The sequence below is a fragment of the Isoptericola halotolerans genome (genome assembly GCF_045689585.1).
Taxonomy (GTDB): Bacteria; Actinomycetota; Actinomycetes; order Actinomycetales; family Cellulomonadaceae; genus Isoptericola; species Isoptericola halotolerans_B.
Window position 1 is genome coordinate 984137 of sequence record NZ_CP140108.1, and the last position, 17468, is coordinate 1001604.

Annotated in this window: 20 protein-coding genes and 1 pseudogene; 16 read left to right on the forward strand and 5 right to left on the reverse strand. The window is 74.9% G+C overall.

What is annotated here, in order from left to right; translation table 11 throughout:
- Positions 1–10: 10 nt before the first annotated feature.
- Positions 11–319, reverse strand: coding sequence for a DUF5808 domain-containing protein (locus UQW22_RS04635; protein WP_407319709.1), 309 nt, complete (start codon positions 317–319; stop codon positions 11–13).
- Positions 320–464: 145 nt separating this feature from the next.
- On the opposite strand from UQW22_RS04635, the gene UQW22_RS04640 reads away from it, so the two are divergent.
- The 5 genes from UQW22_RS04640 (at position 465) to UQW22_RS04660 (ending at position 4870) form a co-directional block, all read left to right on the forward strand.
- Entirely contained in the window at positions 465–1010 is a 546-nt protein-coding gene (locus UQW22_RS04640; protein ID WP_407319710.1) for a hypothetical protein, read from the forward strand.
- Positions 1011–1111: 101 nt separating this feature from the next.
- Positions 1112–1876: a YcnI family protein gene (locus UQW22_RS04645; RefSeq protein ID WP_407319711.1), complete on the forward strand. Its 765-nt coding sequence runs from the start codon at positions 1112–1114 to the stop codon at positions 1874–1876.
- A gap of 7 nt (positions 1877–1883) precedes the next feature.
- Entirely contained in the window at positions 1884–3605 is a 1722-nt protein-coding gene (locus UQW22_RS04650) for a copper resistance protein CopC (RefSeq protein ID WP_407319712.1), read from the forward strand.
- The gene (locus UQW22_RS04655; protein WP_407319713.1) at positions 3602–4204 is read left to right on the forward strand and encodes a DUF1775 domain-containing protein; all 603 of its coding nucleotides are present in this window, start codon (positions 3602–3604) and stop codon (positions 4202–4204) included. Before UQW22_RS04650 ends, UQW22_RS04655 begins: the two co-directional genes overlap by 4 nt.
- Before the next feature lie 99 nt (positions 4205–4303).
- On the forward strand, positions 4304–4870 hold the full coding sequence (locus tag UQW22_RS04660) for a DJ-1/PfpI/YhbO family deglycase/protease (RefSeq protein WP_407319714.1): 567 nt from the start codon (positions 4304–4306) through the stop codon (positions 4868–4870).
- On the opposite strand, the gene UQW22_RS04665 is transcribed toward UQW22_RS04660, so the two are convergent.
- Together UQW22_RS04665 and UQW22_RS04670 are read right to left on the reverse strand one after the other, a co-directional pair.
- Complete coding sequence (locus tag UQW22_RS04665; RefSeq protein WP_407320724.1) at positions 4860–7229, reverse strand: beta-galactosidase; 2370 nt, start codon at positions 7227–7229, stop codon at positions 4860–4862. The genes UQW22_RS04660 and UQW22_RS04665 overlap by 11 nt on opposite strands.
- A gap of 33 nt (positions 7230–7262) precedes the next feature.
- On the reverse strand, positions 7263–8720 hold the full coding sequence (locus UQW22_RS04670; RefSeq protein WP_407319715.1) for an ATP-binding protein: 1458 nt from the start codon (positions 8718–8720) through the stop codon (positions 7263–7265).
- A gap of 77 nt (positions 8721–8797) precedes the next feature.
- On the opposite strand from UQW22_RS04670, the gene UQW22_RS04675 reads away from it, so the two are divergent.
- From UQW22_RS04675 to UQW22_RS04705, 7 genes are all read left to right on the forward strand, one after another.
- On the forward strand, positions 8798–9571 hold the full coding sequence (locus tag UQW22_RS04675) for a thioesterase family protein (protein ID WP_407319716.1): 774 nt from the start codon (positions 8798–8800) through the stop codon (positions 9569–9571).
- A gap of 95 nt (positions 9572–9666) precedes the next feature.
- Positions 9667–10497, forward strand: coding sequence for an aldo/keto reductase (locus tag UQW22_RS04680; RefSeq protein WP_407319717.1), 831 nt, complete (start codon positions 9667–9669; stop codon positions 10495–10497).
- Between the two features lie 72 nt (positions 10498–10569).
- Complete coding sequence (locus tag UQW22_RS04685) at positions 10570–10887, forward strand: LLM class flavin-dependent oxidoreductase (protein WP_407320725.1); 318 nt, start codon at positions 10570–10572, stop codon at positions 10885–10887.
- Positions 10776–11501, forward strand: coding sequence for an LLM class flavin-dependent oxidoreductase (locus UQW22_RS04690; RefSeq protein WP_407319718.1), 726 nt, complete (start codon positions 10776–10778; stop codon positions 11499–11501). The genes UQW22_RS04685 and UQW22_RS04690 overlap by 112 nt, the downstream gene beginning before the upstream one ends.
- Before the next feature lie 210 nt (positions 11502–11711).
- Positions 11712–12191, forward strand: a complete 480-nt coding sequence (locus UQW22_RS04695) for a DUF2975 domain-containing protein (protein WP_407319719.1) — start codon at positions 11712–11714, stop codon at positions 12189–12191.
- On the forward strand, positions 12191–12442 hold the full coding sequence (locus UQW22_RS04700) for a helix-turn-helix domain-containing protein (protein ID WP_407319720.1): 252 nt from the start codon (positions 12191–12193) through the stop codon (positions 12440–12442). Before UQW22_RS04695 ends, UQW22_RS04700 begins: the two co-directional genes overlap by 1 nt.
- Before the next feature lie 3 nt (positions 12443–12445).
- Positions 12446–13666, forward strand: a complete 1221-nt coding sequence (locus tag UQW22_RS04705; protein ID WP_407319721.1) for an NAD(P)/FAD-dependent oxidoreductase — start codon at positions 12446–12448, stop codon at positions 13664–13666.
- 24 nt (positions 13667–13690) lie between these two features.
- Here the strand turns inward: UQW22_RS04705 and UQW22_RS04710 are convergent, their stop codons facing one another.
- Entirely contained in the window at positions 13691–13984 is a 294-nt protein-coding gene (locus tag UQW22_RS04710) for a DUF4287 domain-containing protein (RefSeq protein WP_407319722.1), read from the reverse strand.
- Positions 13984–14319 (reverse strand): cupin domain-containing protein, encoded by a 336-nt coding sequence (locus tag UQW22_RS04715; RefSeq protein WP_407319723.1) that lies wholly within the window; start codon positions 14317–14319, stop codon positions 13984–13986. Before UQW22_RS04715 ends, UQW22_RS04710 begins: the two co-directional genes overlap by 1 nt.
- A gap of 85 nt (positions 14320–14404) precedes the next feature.
- Between UQW22_RS04715 and UQW22_RS04720 the strand changes: the two genes are divergently transcribed.
- The 4 genes and pseudogenes from UQW22_RS04720 to UQW22_RS04735 all read left to right on the forward strand — a co-directional run.
- Positions 14405–15385 carry an ArsR/SmtB family transcription factor gene (locus UQW22_RS04720; RefSeq protein ID WP_407319724.1) on the forward strand — a complete coding sequence of 327 codons (981 nt, stop codon included), beginning with the start codon at positions 14405–14407 and terminating at the stop codon, positions 15383–15385.
- Between the two features lie 106 nt (positions 15386–15491).
- Complete coding sequence (locus UQW22_RS04725; protein ID WP_407319725.1) at positions 15492–16370, forward strand: SDR family oxidoreductase; 879 nt, start codon at positions 15492–15494, stop codon at positions 16368–16370.
- A gap of 60 nt (positions 16371–16430) precedes the next feature.
- Positions 16431–16883 (forward strand): nitroreductase/quinone reductase family protein, encoded by a 453-nt coding sequence (locus tag UQW22_RS04730; RefSeq protein ID WP_407319726.1) that lies wholly within the window; start codon positions 16431–16433, stop codon positions 16881–16883.
- A 348-nt stretch (positions 16884–17231) separates the two neighbouring features.
- Positions 17232–17399: pseudogene (locus UQW22_RS04735) on the forward strand (HNH endonuclease); the annotation flags it as partial.
- Positions 17400–17468 lie beyond the last annotated feature (69 nt).

Consider the following 17468-nt stretch of genomic DNA (forward strand, 5'->3'; position numbering starts at 1 on the left):
AGCCGGGTGGTCAGTCCGCCAGCTTCTCGCGCACGACGGTGACGACGCGGCCGACGTTCACCGTCCAGCCGACACCGAACACGTGCGGGCTCAGGAGGTGCTGCCCCTCCGGGTCCCACACTCGTTCCTTGAAGCGCTCGATCGTGGGCACGCGGAACTCGTAGGGCACGAACCCGGCGACCGTGCCGTGCCACTCCCGGTCCTCCGGGTCCTTCTGCAGCTCCTTGGTGACGGCCGCCACGACCAGCGCGAACATCACCATCTTGAACAGCGAGGGGGGTCCCCCGCGCTTCGTGCGGGTCTTCTTCGGTGTTTCCATCAGACTCTCCGCTCGTCGGCTTCCGTTCCATCCTGCCGCGCCCGGCCACCGTGGTCCACACCGCCAGCGCCCGGACCCGCGGTGGTGCGGCCTGCCCGCCGGGCCGGTCGACGTCTCCGCCAGGGGCTCCGCTAGGCTCGGCGCGATGAGATCACCGGGGACGGGCACCCTGCGCGCGGCGCGGACGCTGTTGCTCGCCGCGGCGATCGTGCTGCCCTCGCTCGGCGCGCACGTCGCCGCCGGCGGTTCGAGCCCCGGGACGGCCCTCCTCCTCGTGCTGGTGGCGCTGACGGCCGTCGCCGCCCATCCCCTGTCGCGACGCGAGCTCCGGCTGCCGGGGATGCTGGGTGCCCTGGCCGTCGGCCAGGTGCTGCTGCACGTCGCCTTCGAACGAGCGGCCGCCCTGACCTCCGCCGGCGAGATGGCGGCGCACGCGCACCACGGCGCGATGTCGCCCGCCACGATGGTCGCCGCGCACGTCGTGGCGGACCTCGTGCTCGCCGTCGCCCTGAGGTACGGCGAAGCACTGCTGTGGCGCCTGTGGCGCTGGTGCAGCCACCGCATCCCCGCGGACGGCCGCCGCGTCGTGGCGGCCCGTGCGGCCCGCCCGGCCGCCCCCGACCTCTCGGTGCCGCCCCGCAGCCGCTGGCGCGGCGCCGTCCGGGGACGCGCACCACCCGTCATCGCCTGACACCTGCACCGGACGCCGGACCACCGCGTCCCGCTCCTGCGCGCCCGCGGCACACCGTCGTCCCCGCGCGCGGAGCCTCCCCTTCCTCCGAAAGGCATGACATGCGAAAGACCTTGCGCGCCGCCGGCGCGCTCACCCTCACCGCCGGGCTCGTCCTGGCCGGAGCCGGCTCCGCGTCGGCCCACGTCACCGTGACGCCGGACACGACGTCGGCCGGCGCGTACGCACTGCTGACGTTCGGGGTCCCGCACGGCTGCGACACCTCCCCCACCACCGAGGTCGCCATCCAGATCCCCGAGGAGATCGCCACCGTCACCCCGACCGTCCACGCGGGCTGGGACGTCGAGAAGGTCATGGTCGAGCTCGACGAGCCGGAGGACGACGGCCACGGCGGCCAGCGCACCGAGCGCGTCGCCGAGGTGGTCTACACCACCGACACGCCGCTGCCCGCCGACCTGCGCGCCGCGTTCGAGCTCTCGGTCAAGCTCCCCGACGAGCCGGGCACGCTCGTTCTCCCCACGGTCCAGACCTGCCCCGACGGCGAGGCGGCCTGGGTACAGGTCGCCGAGGACGGGCAGGACCCGCACGGCCTCGACATGCCGGCGCCGCTGATCGAGGTCACGGCCGCGGACGGCGACGGGCACGGTGACGACGCCGCGGACGAGACGACCGAGGACGTGGCCGACGACGCGGGGAGCTCCGAGGCGGACACCTCGGGAACGGGCACGGCGAGCGCCGCGGACGCCTCGGCCGGTACCGACGGCGCCGGGACCTCCGCCGTGACGTGGGCGGCGCTCGGGCTCGGTGCGATCGGTGCGGTCCTGGGCCTCGTCGCCCTGCTGCGCACCCGGTCGCGGCAGGCCTGACCCGAGCATGCACACCTCGGCACGACGGCGTGTGCTGCCGGCCGTGCTCGTGGCCGCGGCCGGGATCCTGCTCGCGTTCCTCGCGGGCGGCCCGGCCGCGGCGCACGCCGTCCTGGAGGGCACCGACCCGCAGGACGGGACGGTGCTTGACACGGCTCCCGAGCAGCTGACGCTGTCGTTCAACGAACCGGTCCAGGCCGTCCCGGAGGGCACCACCCTGCTGTCCCCGGCGGGCGACGCCGTGGACGTCCAGGTGGCGGCCACCGACAGCAGCGTCGTCATCACCCCCGACGACGAGCTCGGGCAGGGCACCTGGGTCGTCAGCTGGCGGGTCATCTCGCTCGATTCCCATCCGGTCGCCGGTGCGTTCTCGTTCTCCGTCGGCGAGCCGAGCGCGGACACCGCCGGCGCGACCTCGACCGACCCGGGCGCCCGGGCGTCGTCGACCACCCTGGCCGGCGCGCGCACGGTCGTCCAGACGGCGCTCTTCGCGGGCACCCTCCTCGGGGCCGGTCTCGTCGTCTTCGAGCTGCTCGTGCTCCACGTCTCGCCGGGAGCGGCACCGGCGCTGCGCCGTCGGCTCCAGCGGGTGCGGTACGTCGCCCTGACGGGGGCCGCGGTCGCGGCCGTGCTCCTCGCGCCGACCACCACGGCGTGGCAGGCCGGTGGGGGGTGGGGCGCACTGGCCGACCCGGGCACGTGGACAGCGAGCGCCACCTCCGAGACCGCCGTCGCCTCGGCGATCGGCCTCGCCGGCCTGGGCGTCGCGACGGCGTTCGCCGCCCGCGCCGGACGGGACCAGCGTGCGGCCTGGCCGGCAGGGGTCTCCCTCGGTGCCGCGGTGCTGGCGGTGGGGTCGCTCGCCCTCGTCGGGCACACCCGGACGGCCGGGCCCGTGTGGCTCGTCGTGCCCTCGGACGTGCTGCACGTCGTGACGGCAGCGGTGTGGCTGGGCGGTGTCGTCGGGCTCGCGCTCGTCCTGGCCCCGTCGAGCCCGGTCGACCCGGGACGCGCCGCGCGCACCGTGTCGCGCTTCTCGACGCTCGGTGCCTGGCTCCTCGTCGCGCTCGCCCTGACGGGAGTGGTCCTGGCCTGGCGCATCCTCGGCACGCTCGACGCCCTGTGGACGACGTCGTACGGCCTCGCCCTGCTGACCAAGACGTGGGCGGTGCTCTACGTCGTCCTGATCGCCGCGTGGAACCACTACCGGCTGGTGCCGCTCGTCACCCGCGACGGCGGGGCGCCGGCAGGATCGCACGGCACCGGGAGCGCGGGCGTGCGACGCCAGCTCCGCCGGACGGTCACCGTAGAGGCCGCGCTCCTCGGGCTCGTCCTCGCCGTGACGGGCGTGCTCGTCTCGCAGTCCCCCGAGGCGCCGCCGGCCGAGGCCGCCACGACGCCGGCCGCGGTCGAGGTCGCCCGGGACCTCGACGAGGGAACGCTGCGGGCGCACGTCACTCCGGCACGGGTGGGCGTGAGCTCGGTGGAGATCGAGCTCCTGGACGCCGACGGCGCGCCCCTGGAACCGGTCGCGGACCCGGAGCTGTCCGCCACGCTCGCCGACCCGTCGCTCGGACCGCTGGAACGGCCACTGGTCGAGACCGGCCCCGGGACGTACGAGGCGACGATCGACCTGCCGGTCGCCGGCGAGTGGGTCCTGGAGGTCAGCGTGCGGACGTCCAAGTACGCCAACCCGATCGTCGAGATCCCCGTGGAGGTGACGCCGTGAACGCCCCGCAGCGGGTGGGTCGCCGTGCCGCGCTCGCGGCCGCGGTGACCGCCGTCGTCCTGCTGCCCGCCACGTCGGCCGCGGCGCACGTCTCCGTGGACCGTGTCGAGCCCCGCGACGACGGCACCTCCGCGGTGACGTTCGTGTTCGACCACGGCTGCGACGGCGCACCGACCGACGCCGTGCAGGTCACGATGCCCGAGGGCGTCGAGGCCCTGGCCGCGGTGGCGCCCGACGGCTGGACCGTCGACGTCACCCCCGACCAGGTCCGCTGGGCGGGCGAGCCGGTCGCGGACGGCGAGGTGACCGAGCTCACCGTCGACGTCCGGATGGTCGGCACGGCCGGGCAGTCGTTCGTGTTCCCGGCCGTGCAGGAGTGCACGTCGGGCGACTCGTACGACTGGGCCGACACCGACGGCTCCGGCGCCCACCCGGCGCCGATGCTGGTGGCGACCTCGTCGATGCTGTCCGCGCCGCCCGCTCCGGCGGCGCCACCGTCCGTCCCGATGGGGCCGCTCGTCGCGGCGCTGGCCGTGGCGTCCGTCGGCGCCGGGGTCGGTGGCGGCTGGGCCGCTTCCCGTCACCGCCGGCGCCTCTGACCGGCCGCACCGACGCACGCCACGGGCCGGCGTGCGTCGGTGCGGGGGCGTGCCTACGGTGGGCGACCCCGACAGCAGACCCTGACGGAAGGAGCCACCATGGCTGACCACGACCTCACCGGACGGACCGTCCTGGCCATCGTGACCAACTACGGCGTCGAGCAGGACGAGCTCGTCGTCCCGCTCGACCACCTGCGCGAGCGCGGCGCCGTCGTGACGGTGGCGGCCACGACGACCGACGACGTCGCCACCCTCGTGGACGACAAGGACCCGGGCCGCACCGTGCCCGTCGACGTCACCCTCGACGACGTCGACCCGGAGGGCTTCGACCTGCTGCTCGTGCCGGGCGGCACCCTCAACGCCGACTCGCTGCGGCTGGAGGCGGCGACCACGCGCATCGTGCGGTCGTTCACCGAGTCCAGCCGGCCGGTCGCCGCCATCTGCCACGGCCCGTGGGCGCTGGTCGAGGCCGACGTGGTGGCGGGCAAGACGCTCACGTCCTACCCGTCGCTGCGGACCGACGTCCGCAATGCGGGAGCCCAGGAGTGGCGCGACGAGTCCGTCGTCGTGTGCACCGCGCAGGGCCGCAGGCTGATCACGTCGAGGACGCCGAAGGACCTCGACGACTTCCTCGGCGCGGTCGACGAGGCGCTCGTCAGCGCCTGACGTCGTCCGCGAACGACAGCACGGCCCGGGCCACCCGCACCACGCGCGCCGAGCCGACGGTGATCCCGTCGCGCACGGACCGCACCGACGGGTCGACCCAGACGCCCGTCGCACCTCGCCAGGGCAGCAGCTCGAGCGTCAGCCCGTCCCGGGCGACCTGCTCCCGCCAGGGTGTGAGGTCGACGTCCCACGTCCGGCCGTGCCAGAAGTGGTCGCTGATCACCTCGCCGCCCACGACGGCGCGCCCGACGTCGCCGGTCCAGTCGAGGCGCAGCAGCGTGCGGTCGACGTCGGCGAGCGCCACGGCAGGGACCTCCAGGTGCACGTGGGCCGCGCCGGAGAAGTCGGTGGGTGCGCTCAGCCGGTCCGCCGGTCCCCCGCGCACGGGGGCGGGCGGCGCCGGCGCCACGGGGTGGGGCTCGACCGCGAGCCCGTGGGTGCCGGCCGCCGGCAGGTGCAGCGCCCACGTGCTCCACGGTCCGCCCGGGCCGTCCGCCGGTGCCACGGTGGCGGTCCCGCCGTCGCTCGTGAGCGCCGCGTCCTTGAGGTCCGTGCCGGGCAGCATCGAGATCCTGACGTGCGGTGACACGGCGTGCACGACGAGCTCGCCGTCCACCGCGTGCACCGGGGCGTCGGCCAGCACGAGGCGTTCACGCCCGGCCACGTCGAGCCGGTAGAGCCGGTCGGCGGTGGCGTCGTCGAGCACCAGCACGCGCACGCCGGGCAGGTCGACGACCGTGCCCGGTCCCGGCGGCGCGTCCAGCGTGACGACGGTGGCGCCGTCGTCGGCCCGCGCCGTGACCGGGCCGGCGGCGGCGACCTCGCCGTCGAGGACCAGCTCGACGGGGACGCCGTCGGTCGCCGCGAGGACGACGACGCCTCGGTCGCCCCCCTCGGCTACCGCCGGCGCGCCGTCGAGCCGCGTGACGAGCTGTGCCGTGGCGCTGCGCAGGACCACGCCGTCGGCGAGCGGGTGGCGCAACGGCCAGACGACCGACACCCCGGCCGGGAGGTCGACCGGCCGCGTGGGGACGGTGACCGGGCCGTCCTCGAACGCGACGTCGAGCTGGACCCCGGGCTGCGGGGGCAGCGGCGCGCGCGCGGGCTGGTAGGTGGTGACGAACAGGTATCCGCGGCGCCCGTCGGAGCGCACGGCCCACCGCAGCTCGTCGGGGTCGTCGCTGCCGCCGCCGACGGTGGCGGGCATCGCGGCGAGCGCCGCGCCGTCGTCGGCGAGCCACAGGTGCTGCCGGCGCAGCAGGTGGTGGTGCGCCCGGACCTGCTGGTGCTCACCGACGGGAGCCCCGAAGTCGTAGGTGCGGGTCGGGACGTCGTTCGGGTAGTCGGTGGCCTGCGACTCCTGCTCCGTGCCGTGCGGCCCCGTGCGCTGCGTGCCGCCCGCGTACACGTAGTAGCCCTGCCAGACGGAGCCGCTGCCGATCTTGGCCAGCGCGAGCGCCGCCACGTCGGCGGGCTGCACGAGGGGGCGGCGGTGGTAGGCGACGTGCATCCCGCCGCCGAGCTCGCACGTGATGAACGGCGTGCCCGGGTCGGGCACCTCGCCCGCCGGAACGCCGCCGTCCGCTGCGACGCCGTCGTGCGTCGCGACGCCGTCGAGGGCCTCGCGCACGTCGGCGCCCGTGCCGAGGTCGTCGCGCACCGGGGAGTAGCGGAAGTGGACCTGCGACCACGGGGGCCACTCGTCGTCGGCCTCCGCCCAGAAGCCGTCGGCGTACGCGCTGTACACGGGCAGCAGCGACCCCGGCAGCTGAGCCCCGCCCCAGCCGGTGGCCGTCCACAGGCGCAGGTGCAGCCCGGCGTCCTCGGCGATGGTCCGCAGGGTCGCGAGGTGTCCGGGCTGGTCGTAGAGCTCGTTCTCGATCTGGGCGCCGACGACGGGGCCGCCGTCGTCGGCGTGCGTGAGCCCCGTGAGCTGCGCGACCGTCGCGCCGTAGAACCGCCGGACCAGGTCGAGGTAGGCCGGGTCGTCGGTGCGCAGCGCGAGGTCCCGCTCGACGAGCCAGTCCGGGAACCCGCCGTGCCGGGCCTCCCCGTGCGACCACGGCCCGAGCCGGACCACGACCTCCAGCCCGTGCGCACCCGCGAGCTCGACGAACGCCCGCAGGTCCAGGTTCCCGTCCCACCGGAGGTCGCCCGGCGTCGGCTCGTGCGCCTGCCAGAAGACGTACGTGGCGATGGACGTCAGCCCGCCGGCCCGGGCGTGGCCCAGCACCTCCGACCAGCGCTCGCGCGGTACCCGGGAGAAGTGGACCTCGCCGGTGACGGGGAACCAGGGCCGTCCGCCGCGTTCGATCCAGGCGGGGCGGACAGCGATGTCGTCGGTGGCGTCGGTCGGCATGGTCGGCACGCCCCGACGGTACGGGTCGCGCGCTCAGTGCCGCCAGGCGGCGAGCAGGTCCTCGGCCCCGTACGCCAGCCCGGCCCCCGCGGCCGGCTCGCCGGACGGGGTGATGGCGGCCAGCTGCGCATCCTCGCTGCGTGGTACCCGTCCGGCCGCGACCGCGAGCGCTCGGACCTCGCGGTCGGTCAGCCCGACCTCCCGGCGCCACTTCACCGAGCCGACGACGGCCGTGCGGGTGGCCGTCGCGGCCACGACGTCGACCTCCACCCGTCCGTCCCGGGTCCACCAGGGGTGCACCTCCTCCACGTCGGCGAGCGAGTCGTCGGACCGGGCGAGGCGCGTGAGCGACTCCCGGACGACGGGCTCGACGCTCCGCCCGCGCCAGCTCGGCCAGTCGCGGTCGAACGCCGCCACGGCGAGGTCGGCCCTGCCCCGGGCGATCTGCTCGACGCGGCGCTCGACATAGCGGAACCAGAACCTCAGGTAGGGGTCCGTCACGCGGTACCGACGCAGGCGGCTCGACGGCGGCGCCCAGGCGGGGAGCTCCCGCTCGACCAGGCCCTTGGTCTCGGTGAGGGTCTTCAGCGCACGCGTCGTCGCCGTCTCCAGCGCCTTGCGCTCCGCACCGTCCTGGATGGCGGACAGGACGTCGGTGAATCCTGGGTTCGCGGTGTCGTCGGACCCGATGGCACCGAGCACCCGGTACGCGGCGGGAGCATCGGGAAACTCGGCATCGAGGGTCAGCCGTGCCGTGGCGACGAGCGGACTGTAGGGATCGGTCAGCGACGCCCGGGTGTAGGCCTCAACGTCGCCACCGTGGTCGGCCAGGTCGGTGACGAGCCGCGGGTAGCCACCGGTGACCAGGTACGCGTCGAACACGTCGAAGGCGCTGCGCCCGGGAAGGGCCGTCGCGACCTCCGCGGGGTCGAGCGGTTTGACGACACAGGGACGTAGCCGTCCGAACAGCGGCCGCCCGTGCGTCGCGAGCCGCTCCATCATCGCGACGTCGGACCCGATGACGACGAGCAGGACGGGAAGCCTCTCCAGCACGCGGTCCCACTGTGCCTGGAGCTCCCCCTCGAGCGTGGGGTCGCCGTCGACCATCCAGGGGAACTCGTCGAGCACCGCGACGACCGGTCCCGACCGCGCAGCCACGGCGAGCCGACCGAACCACTCCCGCCAGGATGTCGCCGGCGACTGGGTCAACAGCTCGGCGTCGGGCAGCGGGCGGCGGGACTCGCTGATCGCCCGCGTCGCGTCGTGGAGCTGCCGGCTGAGCGCGGACCCGTAGACCCCCGGCACGAAGACGCTCGGCACGTCGATCGACTCGATGAAGCTCTCCACCAGCGTGGACTTCCCGACCTGCCGCCTTCCCCGCAGCGCGACGATGCGGCCGGTGCCCCGCCGTCGGACGGCGTCCAGGTGACCCTGCAGCGCGTTCGTGGCGCCGGAACGCGGCACGTGCGACGCACCCGGGTGATGACTCATGGCATGAATGATACATCGCCTGTATGTAACGCGGGAGGGAGGCTGGGCCTCGTCGGCGTCCTGCCAGGATGACGGCTATGAGCTACTTCCGACGCACCGGCGCCACGACGTTCGACCCCACCCCCGCCGTCGGCGGCGCCTGGAACACCGCCGAGCAGCACGTCGCCCCGACGGTCGGCCTGCTCACGCACCTGGTCGAGACCGATCGCGTCGCGCGCGGCCGGGACGACCTCACCCTCGCCCGGCTGTCGTTCGACGTGTGGGGCCCGTACCCGCTCGCGCCGATGGAGACCGCCGTGCAGGTGCTCCGACCCGGCCGCGGCGTCGAGCTCGTCGAGGCCGAGGTGCGCTGCGGCGGCCGACGGGTCGCCACGCTGCGCGCCTGGCTCACCGCCGCCTCCGCCACGGTCGCGCTGGAGGACGGCGTGCCCGACCCCGTGCCCGGCCCCGAGGACACGCCCGCCTGGGACCCGACGACGGACTGGCCCGGCGGGTTCGTCGCCTCGGTCGACGTGCGCCGCGCCCTGGAGACACCCGGCCGCGGCCGGGTGTGGGTGCGCACGGACGTCCCGCTCCTCGACGACGAGGAGGTAGGCACGCTGGCCCGGACGGTCGGCCTCTTCGACGTGGCGAACGGGATGACGGTGCGCGCCGACCCCCGGGCCGTCGCCTTCCCCAACGTCGACCTCACCGCGCACCTGTTCCGCGCGCCCGCCGGCGGCTGGCTCGGCCTGGACACCACCGTGACGTTCGGCGCCGGGGGCACCGGGGTGACCTCCGCCGTCCTGCACGACGCCGACGGCGCGTTCGGTCGGCTGGCCCAGTCGCTCGTGGTGCGCCGGCTCACCTGACCTGCCCCGCCGGGTGCCGCCCCGGCCCGCTCGCGCGACGAGGAGGCTCCCTGCGTACGGTCGCCAGGAGAGCAACCCCGCCCCGAGGAGGACCGATGCCCCGCACCACCCCCACCGACGGCCTGGACCTGCCCCGGATCGGCTTCGGCACCGCGATGCTGAAGGGGCAGCACGGCGCCCGGACCGTCGCGAGCGCCCTGCGGGCCGGCTACCGGCTGGTCGACTCGGCGTTCAACTACGAGAACGAGGGGGCGGTGGGCACCGCCGTGCGGGGCAGCGGTGTGCCCCGCGACGAGGTGATCGTGACCTCCAAGCTGCCGGGTCGGCACCACGCCCACGACGCCGCGCTCGAAGCGGTCCAGGAGAGCGTCTACCGCACCGGGCTGGAACACCTGGACCTGTACCTGGTCCACTGGCCGAACCCCTCCCAGGGCCGGTACGTCGAGGCGTGGGAGGCGCTGATCGAGGCCCGCGGGCGCGGCCTGGTCCGCGCGATCGGCGTGTCGAACTTCCTGCCCGAGCACATCGACCGGCTGGTCGAGGCCACGGGCGTCGTCCCCGCGGTGAACCAGGTCGAGCTGCACCCCTACTTCCCGCAGGAGGAGCAGCGCGCCTACGACGCCTCCCTCGGCATCGTCACCGAGGCGTGGAGCCCGATCGGCCGGGCCGACGAGATGCTCCAGGACCCGGTGCTGGTGGGCATCGCCGACGCCCGCGGCCTCAGCGTCCCCGAGGTGATCCTGGCGTGGCACGCGCGGCTCGGCGTCCTGCCGCTGCCGAAGGCGACCGCGCCCGAGCGGCAGCGCCAGAACCTGGACGCCGTGAACCTCACGCTCAGCGACGACGACATGGACGCCATCGCCTCGCTCGCCCGGGCCGACGGGCGCAACAACGACCAGGACCCGGCGGTCTACGAGGAGTTCTGACGCGTCGATCGCGCTCGTCGACGAGCGCTCTGGTAGTCATGCTCCATGACTTCGCCATCGAGCATCGGCGTGATGCTCCCGCGTGACCTTCCCGCGCACCAGGTGCTGGGCTACGCCCGGACGGCCGAGCGCCTCGGGTTCGACGAGCTGTGGGTCGTCGAGGACCTCGGTTTCCGCGGCGGCTTCTCCCAGGCCGGGGCCGTCCTGGCCGGGTCCGAGAGCATCGGTGTCGGTCTCGGGATCCTGCCCGAGCGTCCCGCAACGTCGCCTTCGCAGCGATGGAGATCGCGACGCTCGCCCAGCTCTTCCCCGGGAGGGTCGCCGTCGGGATCGGGCACGGCATGCCGGGCCGGATGCGGCAGGCCGGTTGCCGGCCGGAACGACCGCTGACGTTCCTGAGCGAGTACACGCAAGGGGTGCGGGCACTCCTGGGCGGCGACACCCTGAACGGCACGGTCGCGGGCGCTCGTCTCGAGGACGTGCGGCTGGAACCGTCGTCGCTGCCCGAGACCTCGCCGCCGCTGCTGCTCGGTGTCCGTGGGCCGCGGTCCCTGGCGGCATCGGGGCAGGTGGCGGACGGCACCGTGCTGGCCGAGCCGGTCACGCCCGAGTACGTGGTCGCGGCGCGCGAGCGGATCGCGGCCCAGGACGCGCACCGGGTCGTCGCCTACAACCTCGCTGCTGTCGACCCGGACCCGGGCGTCGCCATCGCCACGGCGCGGCCAGGCCTCGAGTGGATCGGGGAGCCGGACTGGGCGCCGCACCTGGCACCGCTGCCGTTCGCGGCGGAGTTCGCGGCGCTGCGGGCTGACTGCGCCACACGAGAGGAGTTCGCCGAGCGACTGCCCGCGGAGTGGGTGCAGCAGCTCGCGCTCGCCGGGACGCCCGCCCAGGTCCGCGCACGGATCGACGACCTGACGGCGGCGGGGGTCACGTCCAACGTGCTCATGCCCGCCGGTCCTGACCCGCTCGCCGCGCTGGAACAGCTCGCGACGGTGCTGTGAACCGGGCGCGGCTGCCCGCCACGGGGCTGCCCGTGCACGGGTCCTGGCCGAAGATGTCCACCTGCCGGAATCTGCGCTCCGTCCGGGAGCACCAGCCGCTGGGCACCGCTCCCCGCGGCCGGCGCACAGGTCCGGTGTCGTCCTCGTGAAGACATCGAAGAACGGTCGCTTCCTATTGACTTTCGATAGACGCCGCGCGAGTCTCGCTCCATGACTCGGACCTCTCGCCTCGTCGTCCCCCTGCGCGTCCTGCTCGCCGCCGTCTTCGTGACGCTGGTCGGCGCACAGGTCGCCGTGCTGCCGGCGGTCTTCGGCCGGATGGCCGAGCAGAGCCCCGACCTCGACCCGCTGCGCTGGCCCCTGCTCGCCCTCACCATCGTCGTCCTCGCCTGCGTGCAGGTGGTGCTCGTGTGCGCGTGGCGGCTGCTGGCCATGGTCCGCGACGACCAGATCTTCTCCGAGCGTTCCCGGGGATGGGTCGACCTCATCCTCGGGGCCGTCGCCGTCGCCTGGACGCTCGTGCTCGTCGCCTGCGTGCTGGTCGCGGCCGCGGAGGGCCTCTCCGGCATCGCCGCCCTGCTGCTCGTCGTGCTCCTGGTGGGCGCCGCCGTCGGGCTCCTCATGGTGGTGCTGCGCGCGCTGCTCGGGCAGGCGACGGCGCTGCGCAGCGACATGGACGAGGTGATCTGATGCCGATCGTCGTCCGGATCGACGTGGAGCTCGCCCGCCGCAAGATGAGCGTCGGCGAGTTCGCCGAGCGCGTCGGCCTCACGCCCGCCAACGTGGCCGTGCTGAAGAACGGTCGCGCCAAGGCCGTGCGCTTCTCGACGCTGGAGGCGATGTGCCGCGTCCTGGAGTGCCAGCCCGGCGACCTCCTCGAGTGGGTCGACGACGACGCCCCGCCCCTCGACGACCCGTCCGACGGCGAGACGGAGGCCTGAGGCGTGCTCACCGGACGCCTGCCCGCCACGGACGTGCTCGTCGTCGGCGCCGGGCTCGCCGGCCTGCACACCGCCACCCAGCTCGCCCGGCGCGGTCACGACGTCGTGCTCGCCGAGCGCCGCACCCGCCTGGACGGCACCGTGCGCACCACCGGGATCTTCGTGCGCCGCACGCTGGAGGACTTCGACCTGCCGCCCGAGCACCTCGGCCCCGCGATCCGGCGCATGGTGCTCTACCCGCCCTCGCACCGCCGTCCCGTCGTGCTCGACAGCGCCCGCGACGAGTACCGCGTGGGCGACATGGCGCCGCTGTACGTGACGCAGGCGCGTGCGGCGGCCGCGGCCGGGGTGCGCCTCCTGCTCGGCGCCCGGTACGCCGGACGACACGGCGGGCACCATGTGCTGCACGGCCCGGACGGCCCGGCCCGGGTCCGCGCGCGGTTCGTCGTCGGGGCCGACGGCGCCCGGTCGGCCGTCGCCCGCGAGCTCGACCTCGACCGCAACACCGAGCTCCTCGTCGGCGCCGAGGAGGTCTACCCCGCGCCCCGCCGCGACGTCGTGCCCGCGTTCCACTGCGTCGTCGACCCTCGCCTGGCGCCCGGCTACCTCGCCTGGGTGCTCGACGACGGCGAGCACGTCCACGTGGGCGTCGCCGGCTACGCCGACCGGTACCCGCGCGGGATGCGCCAGGCGTTGCGCGAGTTCGCAGCGTCGGCTCCCGGGCTCGTCGGCGTCGCGCGGCCCGACGGTGGACCGCGCGACGACGGCGGCACCGCGACAGGCGCCGGCGGCACGGCGGCAGGCGCCGTTGGTGCGGCCGACTCCGTTGGTGCGGCCGACCAGGTCGAGCGCCGGGGCGGTCCGATCCCCGTCGGCGGGCTGCTGCGCCGGATCGCGAGCCCGCACGGGCTCCTCGTCGGCGACGCCGCCGGCGCCGTCTCACCCCTGACCGCGGGCGGGCTGGACCCGTGCCTGCGACTGTCCGAGCACGCCGTCGACGTGCTGGACGCCGCCCTGCGGACGGGACGGCGGGACGCGCTGCGCCGGTACGACGGCGCGGCGCTGCGTGCCCGGTTCCGCGGCCGGCTCACGATGCGCCGTGGGTTGTCGATGGTGCGCACGCCCGCCGTCGCGACCGCCGGGGTCGCCCTGCTGCGCACGCCGCCCGGCCGGGCTGCCGCGCGCCGGATCCTCTTCGGCAGCGGGTCGTTCCCCGACCCGTAGGCACGGCGGCCCGGCGGCGCCGTGTCACCAGTCGGCGGGCCGGGTGTCCTTCCCGTCGAGCCACAGCCGGTCGCTCGCGTCCCGGTGGGCGCCGGCGGAGCCGACGTGCTTGCTGCTGATGCGGTCACCCTTGGTGATGACATGGGTGACGGCCATCGCGTGGCCGTGGCCGAGCCCGTACGTCTCCTTGAGCCACTTCACGACCGGCGTGGCCTTGCTGCCGGTGCCGAACCCCTGCTCGGCGGCGGCATCGACGAGCTGGCGCGGGGTCAGCCCGGTCTTCGTCTCGACGGCGTCGAGGTAGGCCTGGAAGGACATCAGCGGTTCTCCTGGATCATCGTGGCGGACGCGTGGACGCAGATCATGCGCAGCACGCCGGTGCCGGTGCTGGTGAAGCCGTGCCAGACACCAGGCTGCACGACGGCGGTGTCGCCTGCCCGGGCGACGACCGTCTCGTCGCCGATGGCGATCATGGCCTCGCCCTCCAGGACGGACCACGTCTCGGTGTACGGGTGGCGGTGCAGTCCGGGCCCCTGGCCCGGCTCGTTCGTGACGAGGAAGAACGAGACTCCCGACCCGTGGTCGCGCCCCTCGAAGCGCAACGTCCTCGAACCCGGGATGCGGAGGGACTCCGCGCTGACGACCGTGGCCATGACTCCTCCGTCGGGTGCGCTCGACCCGTGCGGTCGAGGTGGGCCCAGCCTCGTGCGCTCACCGGCAGACGCCTAGAGTTTCGACGTGCATCGAAACGTGGTCGAGTTCCGGCTCACGCCGGACGACCTCTCCGCGATCCGGTTCGGCATCTCGCCGGGCCACGAGCTCGCGCACGCCGTGCGGGTGCTGGGCCGTCCGCAGTACCACCCGCTGCAGTGGGGCTGGCTGCGGCAGGCGCGACGGCGCGCCCCGGCACGCGCTGTCGAGCTGCTCCGGCTCCTCGTCGGTCCGGACGGCTACATGCCGGACTTCCTCACGTCCACGCCCGGCTGGGACCTCGGGCCCGCGGAGGAGGTCGAGCGGCTGCGCGAGACCGCGCTCGAACCGATGCGCGTGGACCTGCACAAGCGTGTCGCCCGCACCAGCGGCACCGAGCAGCGGCTGCTGCGCGCCCTGGCCGACGACCTCCCGCGCACCCGGTCCGCCGTGGCCGACGCCTGGCAGCAGGTGTGGGACGCCGTCCTCGCCCCGTACTGGCCACAGCTCGAGCGGCTCCTGCGAGCCGACATCGGCGTGCGCTCGCGCCGGACGACCACGCACGGCCTCGCGGCGATGGTCGACACGCTGAACGGCGCGGTGACCTGGGACTCGCACGCCGTGCACGTCCGGCTCCGGCTGCACGGCGAGGTGCTCGACTGCGCGGGCAGCGGACTCGTCCTGACGCCCTCCGTCATGGCGCCGCGCTGCGCCGTCGTGACCGAACCGCCGGCGCAGCCGACCCTGTTCTACCCGGCGCTGGGGGTGTCGGAGCGATGGGCCGACGCCGCGGCCGACCCGACACGGGCGCTCGCCGGCCTGCTCGGTGCCGGCCGTGCCGGGGTGCTCCTCGCCCTGCGTGCGCCGCTGTCGACCAGCGAGGTCGCGGCCGCGCAGGGGCTCGCCGTCTCGACCGCGTCCCACCACCTGTCGCGGCTGGCGGCGGCGCGGCTCGTCGACTCCCGCCGGGAGGGCGCCCGCGTCGTGCACGTGCGCACGCCGCTGGGCGAGGCCCTGGTCGGCGGGTGAGGGGCTCGGACCCGACGGCGGGCGGCCGCCGGAGCGTGGGTGACGGCCTGCTGCCCGACCGAAATCTGCGGGCCCCGGGTCGACCCTCGCCGCTACCGTCGCGGGCATGACCCACCACGACCTTCCGCTCGCCGGCCGCACGGCGCTCGTCACCGGCGTCTCCCGCCGGAAGGGCATCGGCTACGCCGTCGCCCGCGAGCTCGCCGGGCTCGGGGCGAGCGTCTTCACGCACCACTACGCCCCGCACGACGCCGATCAGCCGTGGGGCGCCGACGATCTCGCCGCCGTGCGCTCCGGCGTCCGTGCGGCGCTGCGGGGCGACGCCGTCTCCGGGTCCGCGAGCGCCGACCTGCGCGACCCCGCCCAGGTGGACGAGCTGTTCGACGCCGCCCGGGCGCTCACCGGTTCCGTGGACGTCCTGGTGTGCAACCACGCGCGCAGCGGCGGCGACGGCTCGATCCTCGACATGTCCGCCGCCACCCTGGACGCGTTCTGGGAGACGAACGCCCGGTCCTCGTTGCTCCTCACCCGCCGGTTCGCGCAGCAGCACGTCGCCGCCGCACCGGGCACGACGACGCGTCCCGGCGAACGCCTGCGCCGCGCCGCGCCGTCGGACCCGGCCACCGCGCCGAAGGTCGTGTGGATGACGTCGGGCCAGGAGGGCGGACCGATGCGTGGGGAGGTCGCCTACGCGACGTCGAAGGCGGCGCTGGCCGGGGTGACCGCCACGGTGGCGGCCGAGCTGCTCGAGCTCGGCATCGTCCTCAACACCGTGAACCCTGGCCCGGTGAACACCGGCTACCTCGACCCCGGGACGACGGACCGCCCGCTGGCGGAGCTGGAGGAGCTGCGGGCGGCGACACCGTTCGGGCGTTGGGGCGAGCCGACCGACCCGGCCCGCCTCATCGGGTGGCTGGTGAGCCCGGCGGGGTCGTGGGTGGTGGGTCAGCGGCTCACCACGGACGGCGGCTTCGCGCTGCAGTGACGCCGAGCTGTTCGGCGTAACCTCGACGGAGCACGCCGTCACCGACGACCGGGAGAGCCGATGTCTTTCACCCACCCGCAGGGCACGTACGGCGCAGGGATGCCCCGCGGTCCCCTCATGCGGCTGACGAACACGTTCGCCGCCTGGCGCGCCCGGCGTGCGTCCGGAAGCACGCTGGGGATGAACCTCCTGGTGCTCACCGCCCCGGGCCGCACGAGCGGCGAGCCCCGCTCCACCCCGCTGGCCTGGTTCCGCGACGGCGACGCCTGGCTCGTCGTCGCGTCCGCCGGCGGGGACGCGTCGAACCCTGGCTGGTACCGCAACGTCGCCGCCCACCCCGACGACGTCACCATCGAGATCGGCGGCGAGACGATCCCGGTCACCGCCACCGAGCTGCAGGGCGAGGACCGCGCCGTCGCGTGGGAGCGGATCACAAAGTCCGCGAAGCAGTTCGCCGGCTACGAGCGCAAGACCGACCGGCGGATCCCCGTGGTCCGGCTGACGCGGCGCTGATCCTGGGGTCGCGGCACAGAGCCGGTCGCCGTGGCTCGCCCGGCGGGCACCGAGGGTGCGGCGGACCTGTGGACGCTCGGGACTGTCCACAGAAGGGGAAGAAATCCATCCTGCCCTGGTGGGACGAACACATGTTCGATAGCATTGGCGGTGCCCGCAAGGGAACAGGAACCCACCGAGACGGCCATGGGGAGCGACGATGACGACTCGGCGCGACACGCTCGGACTGCTCGCCGAGATCGAGTCCGCCGTCGACTCCCTCGCGGCCACGGCGTCGCGGCCGGCGAGGACGTCGGCACCCTGACGGAGCTGACCGCCCGGCTCCGGACGATCGAAGAACGCCTCGGCGTGGTCCGCCTCCGACTGCTCACGGATCTCGACGACGCCGGGACGTGGGCGATCGACGGGTCCCGGTCTTTCGCCCACTGGTTGTCCCGGACGCAGGACGTCACGCTCGCCACCGCGCGCCGCGAGGTGCGCACGGCAAAGACCCTCCGCGACGCCCTGCCGGCAACCGCCCTCGCGGCCGCGGAAGGAACGGTCAGGGCGGACCACGTGCGAGCGATGGTGGACATCGCCCCGACC

Coding starts and splice junctions, on each gene's coding strand:
- UQW22_RS04690 (WP_407319718.1), top strand. CDS start 10,776: ATGGAGATCGCGACGCTCGCCCAGCTCTTCCCCGGGAGGGTCGCCGTC.
- UQW22_RS04680 (WP_407319717.1), top strand. CDS start 9,667: ATGCCCCGCACCACCCCCACCGACGGCCTGGACCTGCCCCGGATCGGC.
- UQW22_RS04715 (WP_407319723.1), bottom strand. CDS start 14,319: ATGGCCACGGTCGTCAGCGCGGAGTCCCTCCGCATCCCGGGTTCGAGG.
- UQW22_RS04700 (WP_407319720.1), top strand. CDS start 12,191: ATGCCGATCGTCGTCCGGATCGACGTGGAGCTCGCCCGCCGCAAGATG.
- UQW22_RS04685 (WP_407320725.1), top strand. CDS start 10,570: ATGCTCCCGCGTGACCTTCCCGCGCACCAGGTGCTGGGCTACGCCCGG.
- UQW22_RS04670 (WP_407319715.1), bottom strand. CDS start 8,720: ATGAGTCATCACCCGGGTGCGTCGCACGTGCCGCGTTCCGGCGCCACG.
- UQW22_RS04640 (WP_407319710.1), top strand. CDS start 465: ATGAGATCACCGGGGACGGGCACCCTGCGCGCGGCGCGGACGCTGTTG.
- UQW22_RS04665 (WP_407320724.1), bottom strand. CDS start 7,229: ATGCCGACCGACGCCACCGACGACATCGCTGTCCGCCCCGCCTGGATC.
- UQW22_RS04635 (WP_407319709.1), bottom strand. CDS start 319: ATGGAAACACCGAAGAAGACCCGCACGAAGCGCGGGGGACCCCCCTCG.
- UQW22_RS04645 (WP_407319711.1), top strand. CDS start 1,112: ATGCGAAAGACCTTGCGCGCCGCCGGCGCGCTCACCCTCACCGCCGGG.
- UQW22_RS04695 (WP_407319719.1), top strand. CDS start 11,712: ATGACTCGGACCTCTCGCCTCGTCGTCCCCCTGCGCGTCCTGCTCGCC.
- UQW22_RS04730 (WP_407319726.1), top strand. CDS start 16,431: ATGTCTTTCACCCACCCGCAGGGCACGTACGGCGCAGGGATGCCCCGC.
- UQW22_RS04710 (WP_407319722.1), bottom strand. CDS start 13,984: ATGTCCTTCCAGGCCTACCTCGACGCCGTCGAGACGAAGACCGGGCTG.
- UQW22_RS04650 (WP_407319712.1), top strand. CDS start 1,884: ATGCACACCTCGGCACGACGGCGTGTGCTGCCGGCCGTGCTCGTGGCC.
- UQW22_RS04725 (WP_407319725.1), top strand. CDS start 15,492: ATGACCCACCACGACCTTCCGCTCGCCGGCCGCACGGCGCTCGTCACC.
- UQW22_RS04675 (WP_407319716.1), top strand. CDS start 8,798: ATGAGCTACTTCCGACGCACCGGCGCCACGACGTTCGACCCCACCCCC.
- UQW22_RS04660 (WP_407319714.1), top strand. CDS start 4,304: ATGGCTGACCACGACCTCACCGGACGGACCGTCCTGGCCATCGTGACC.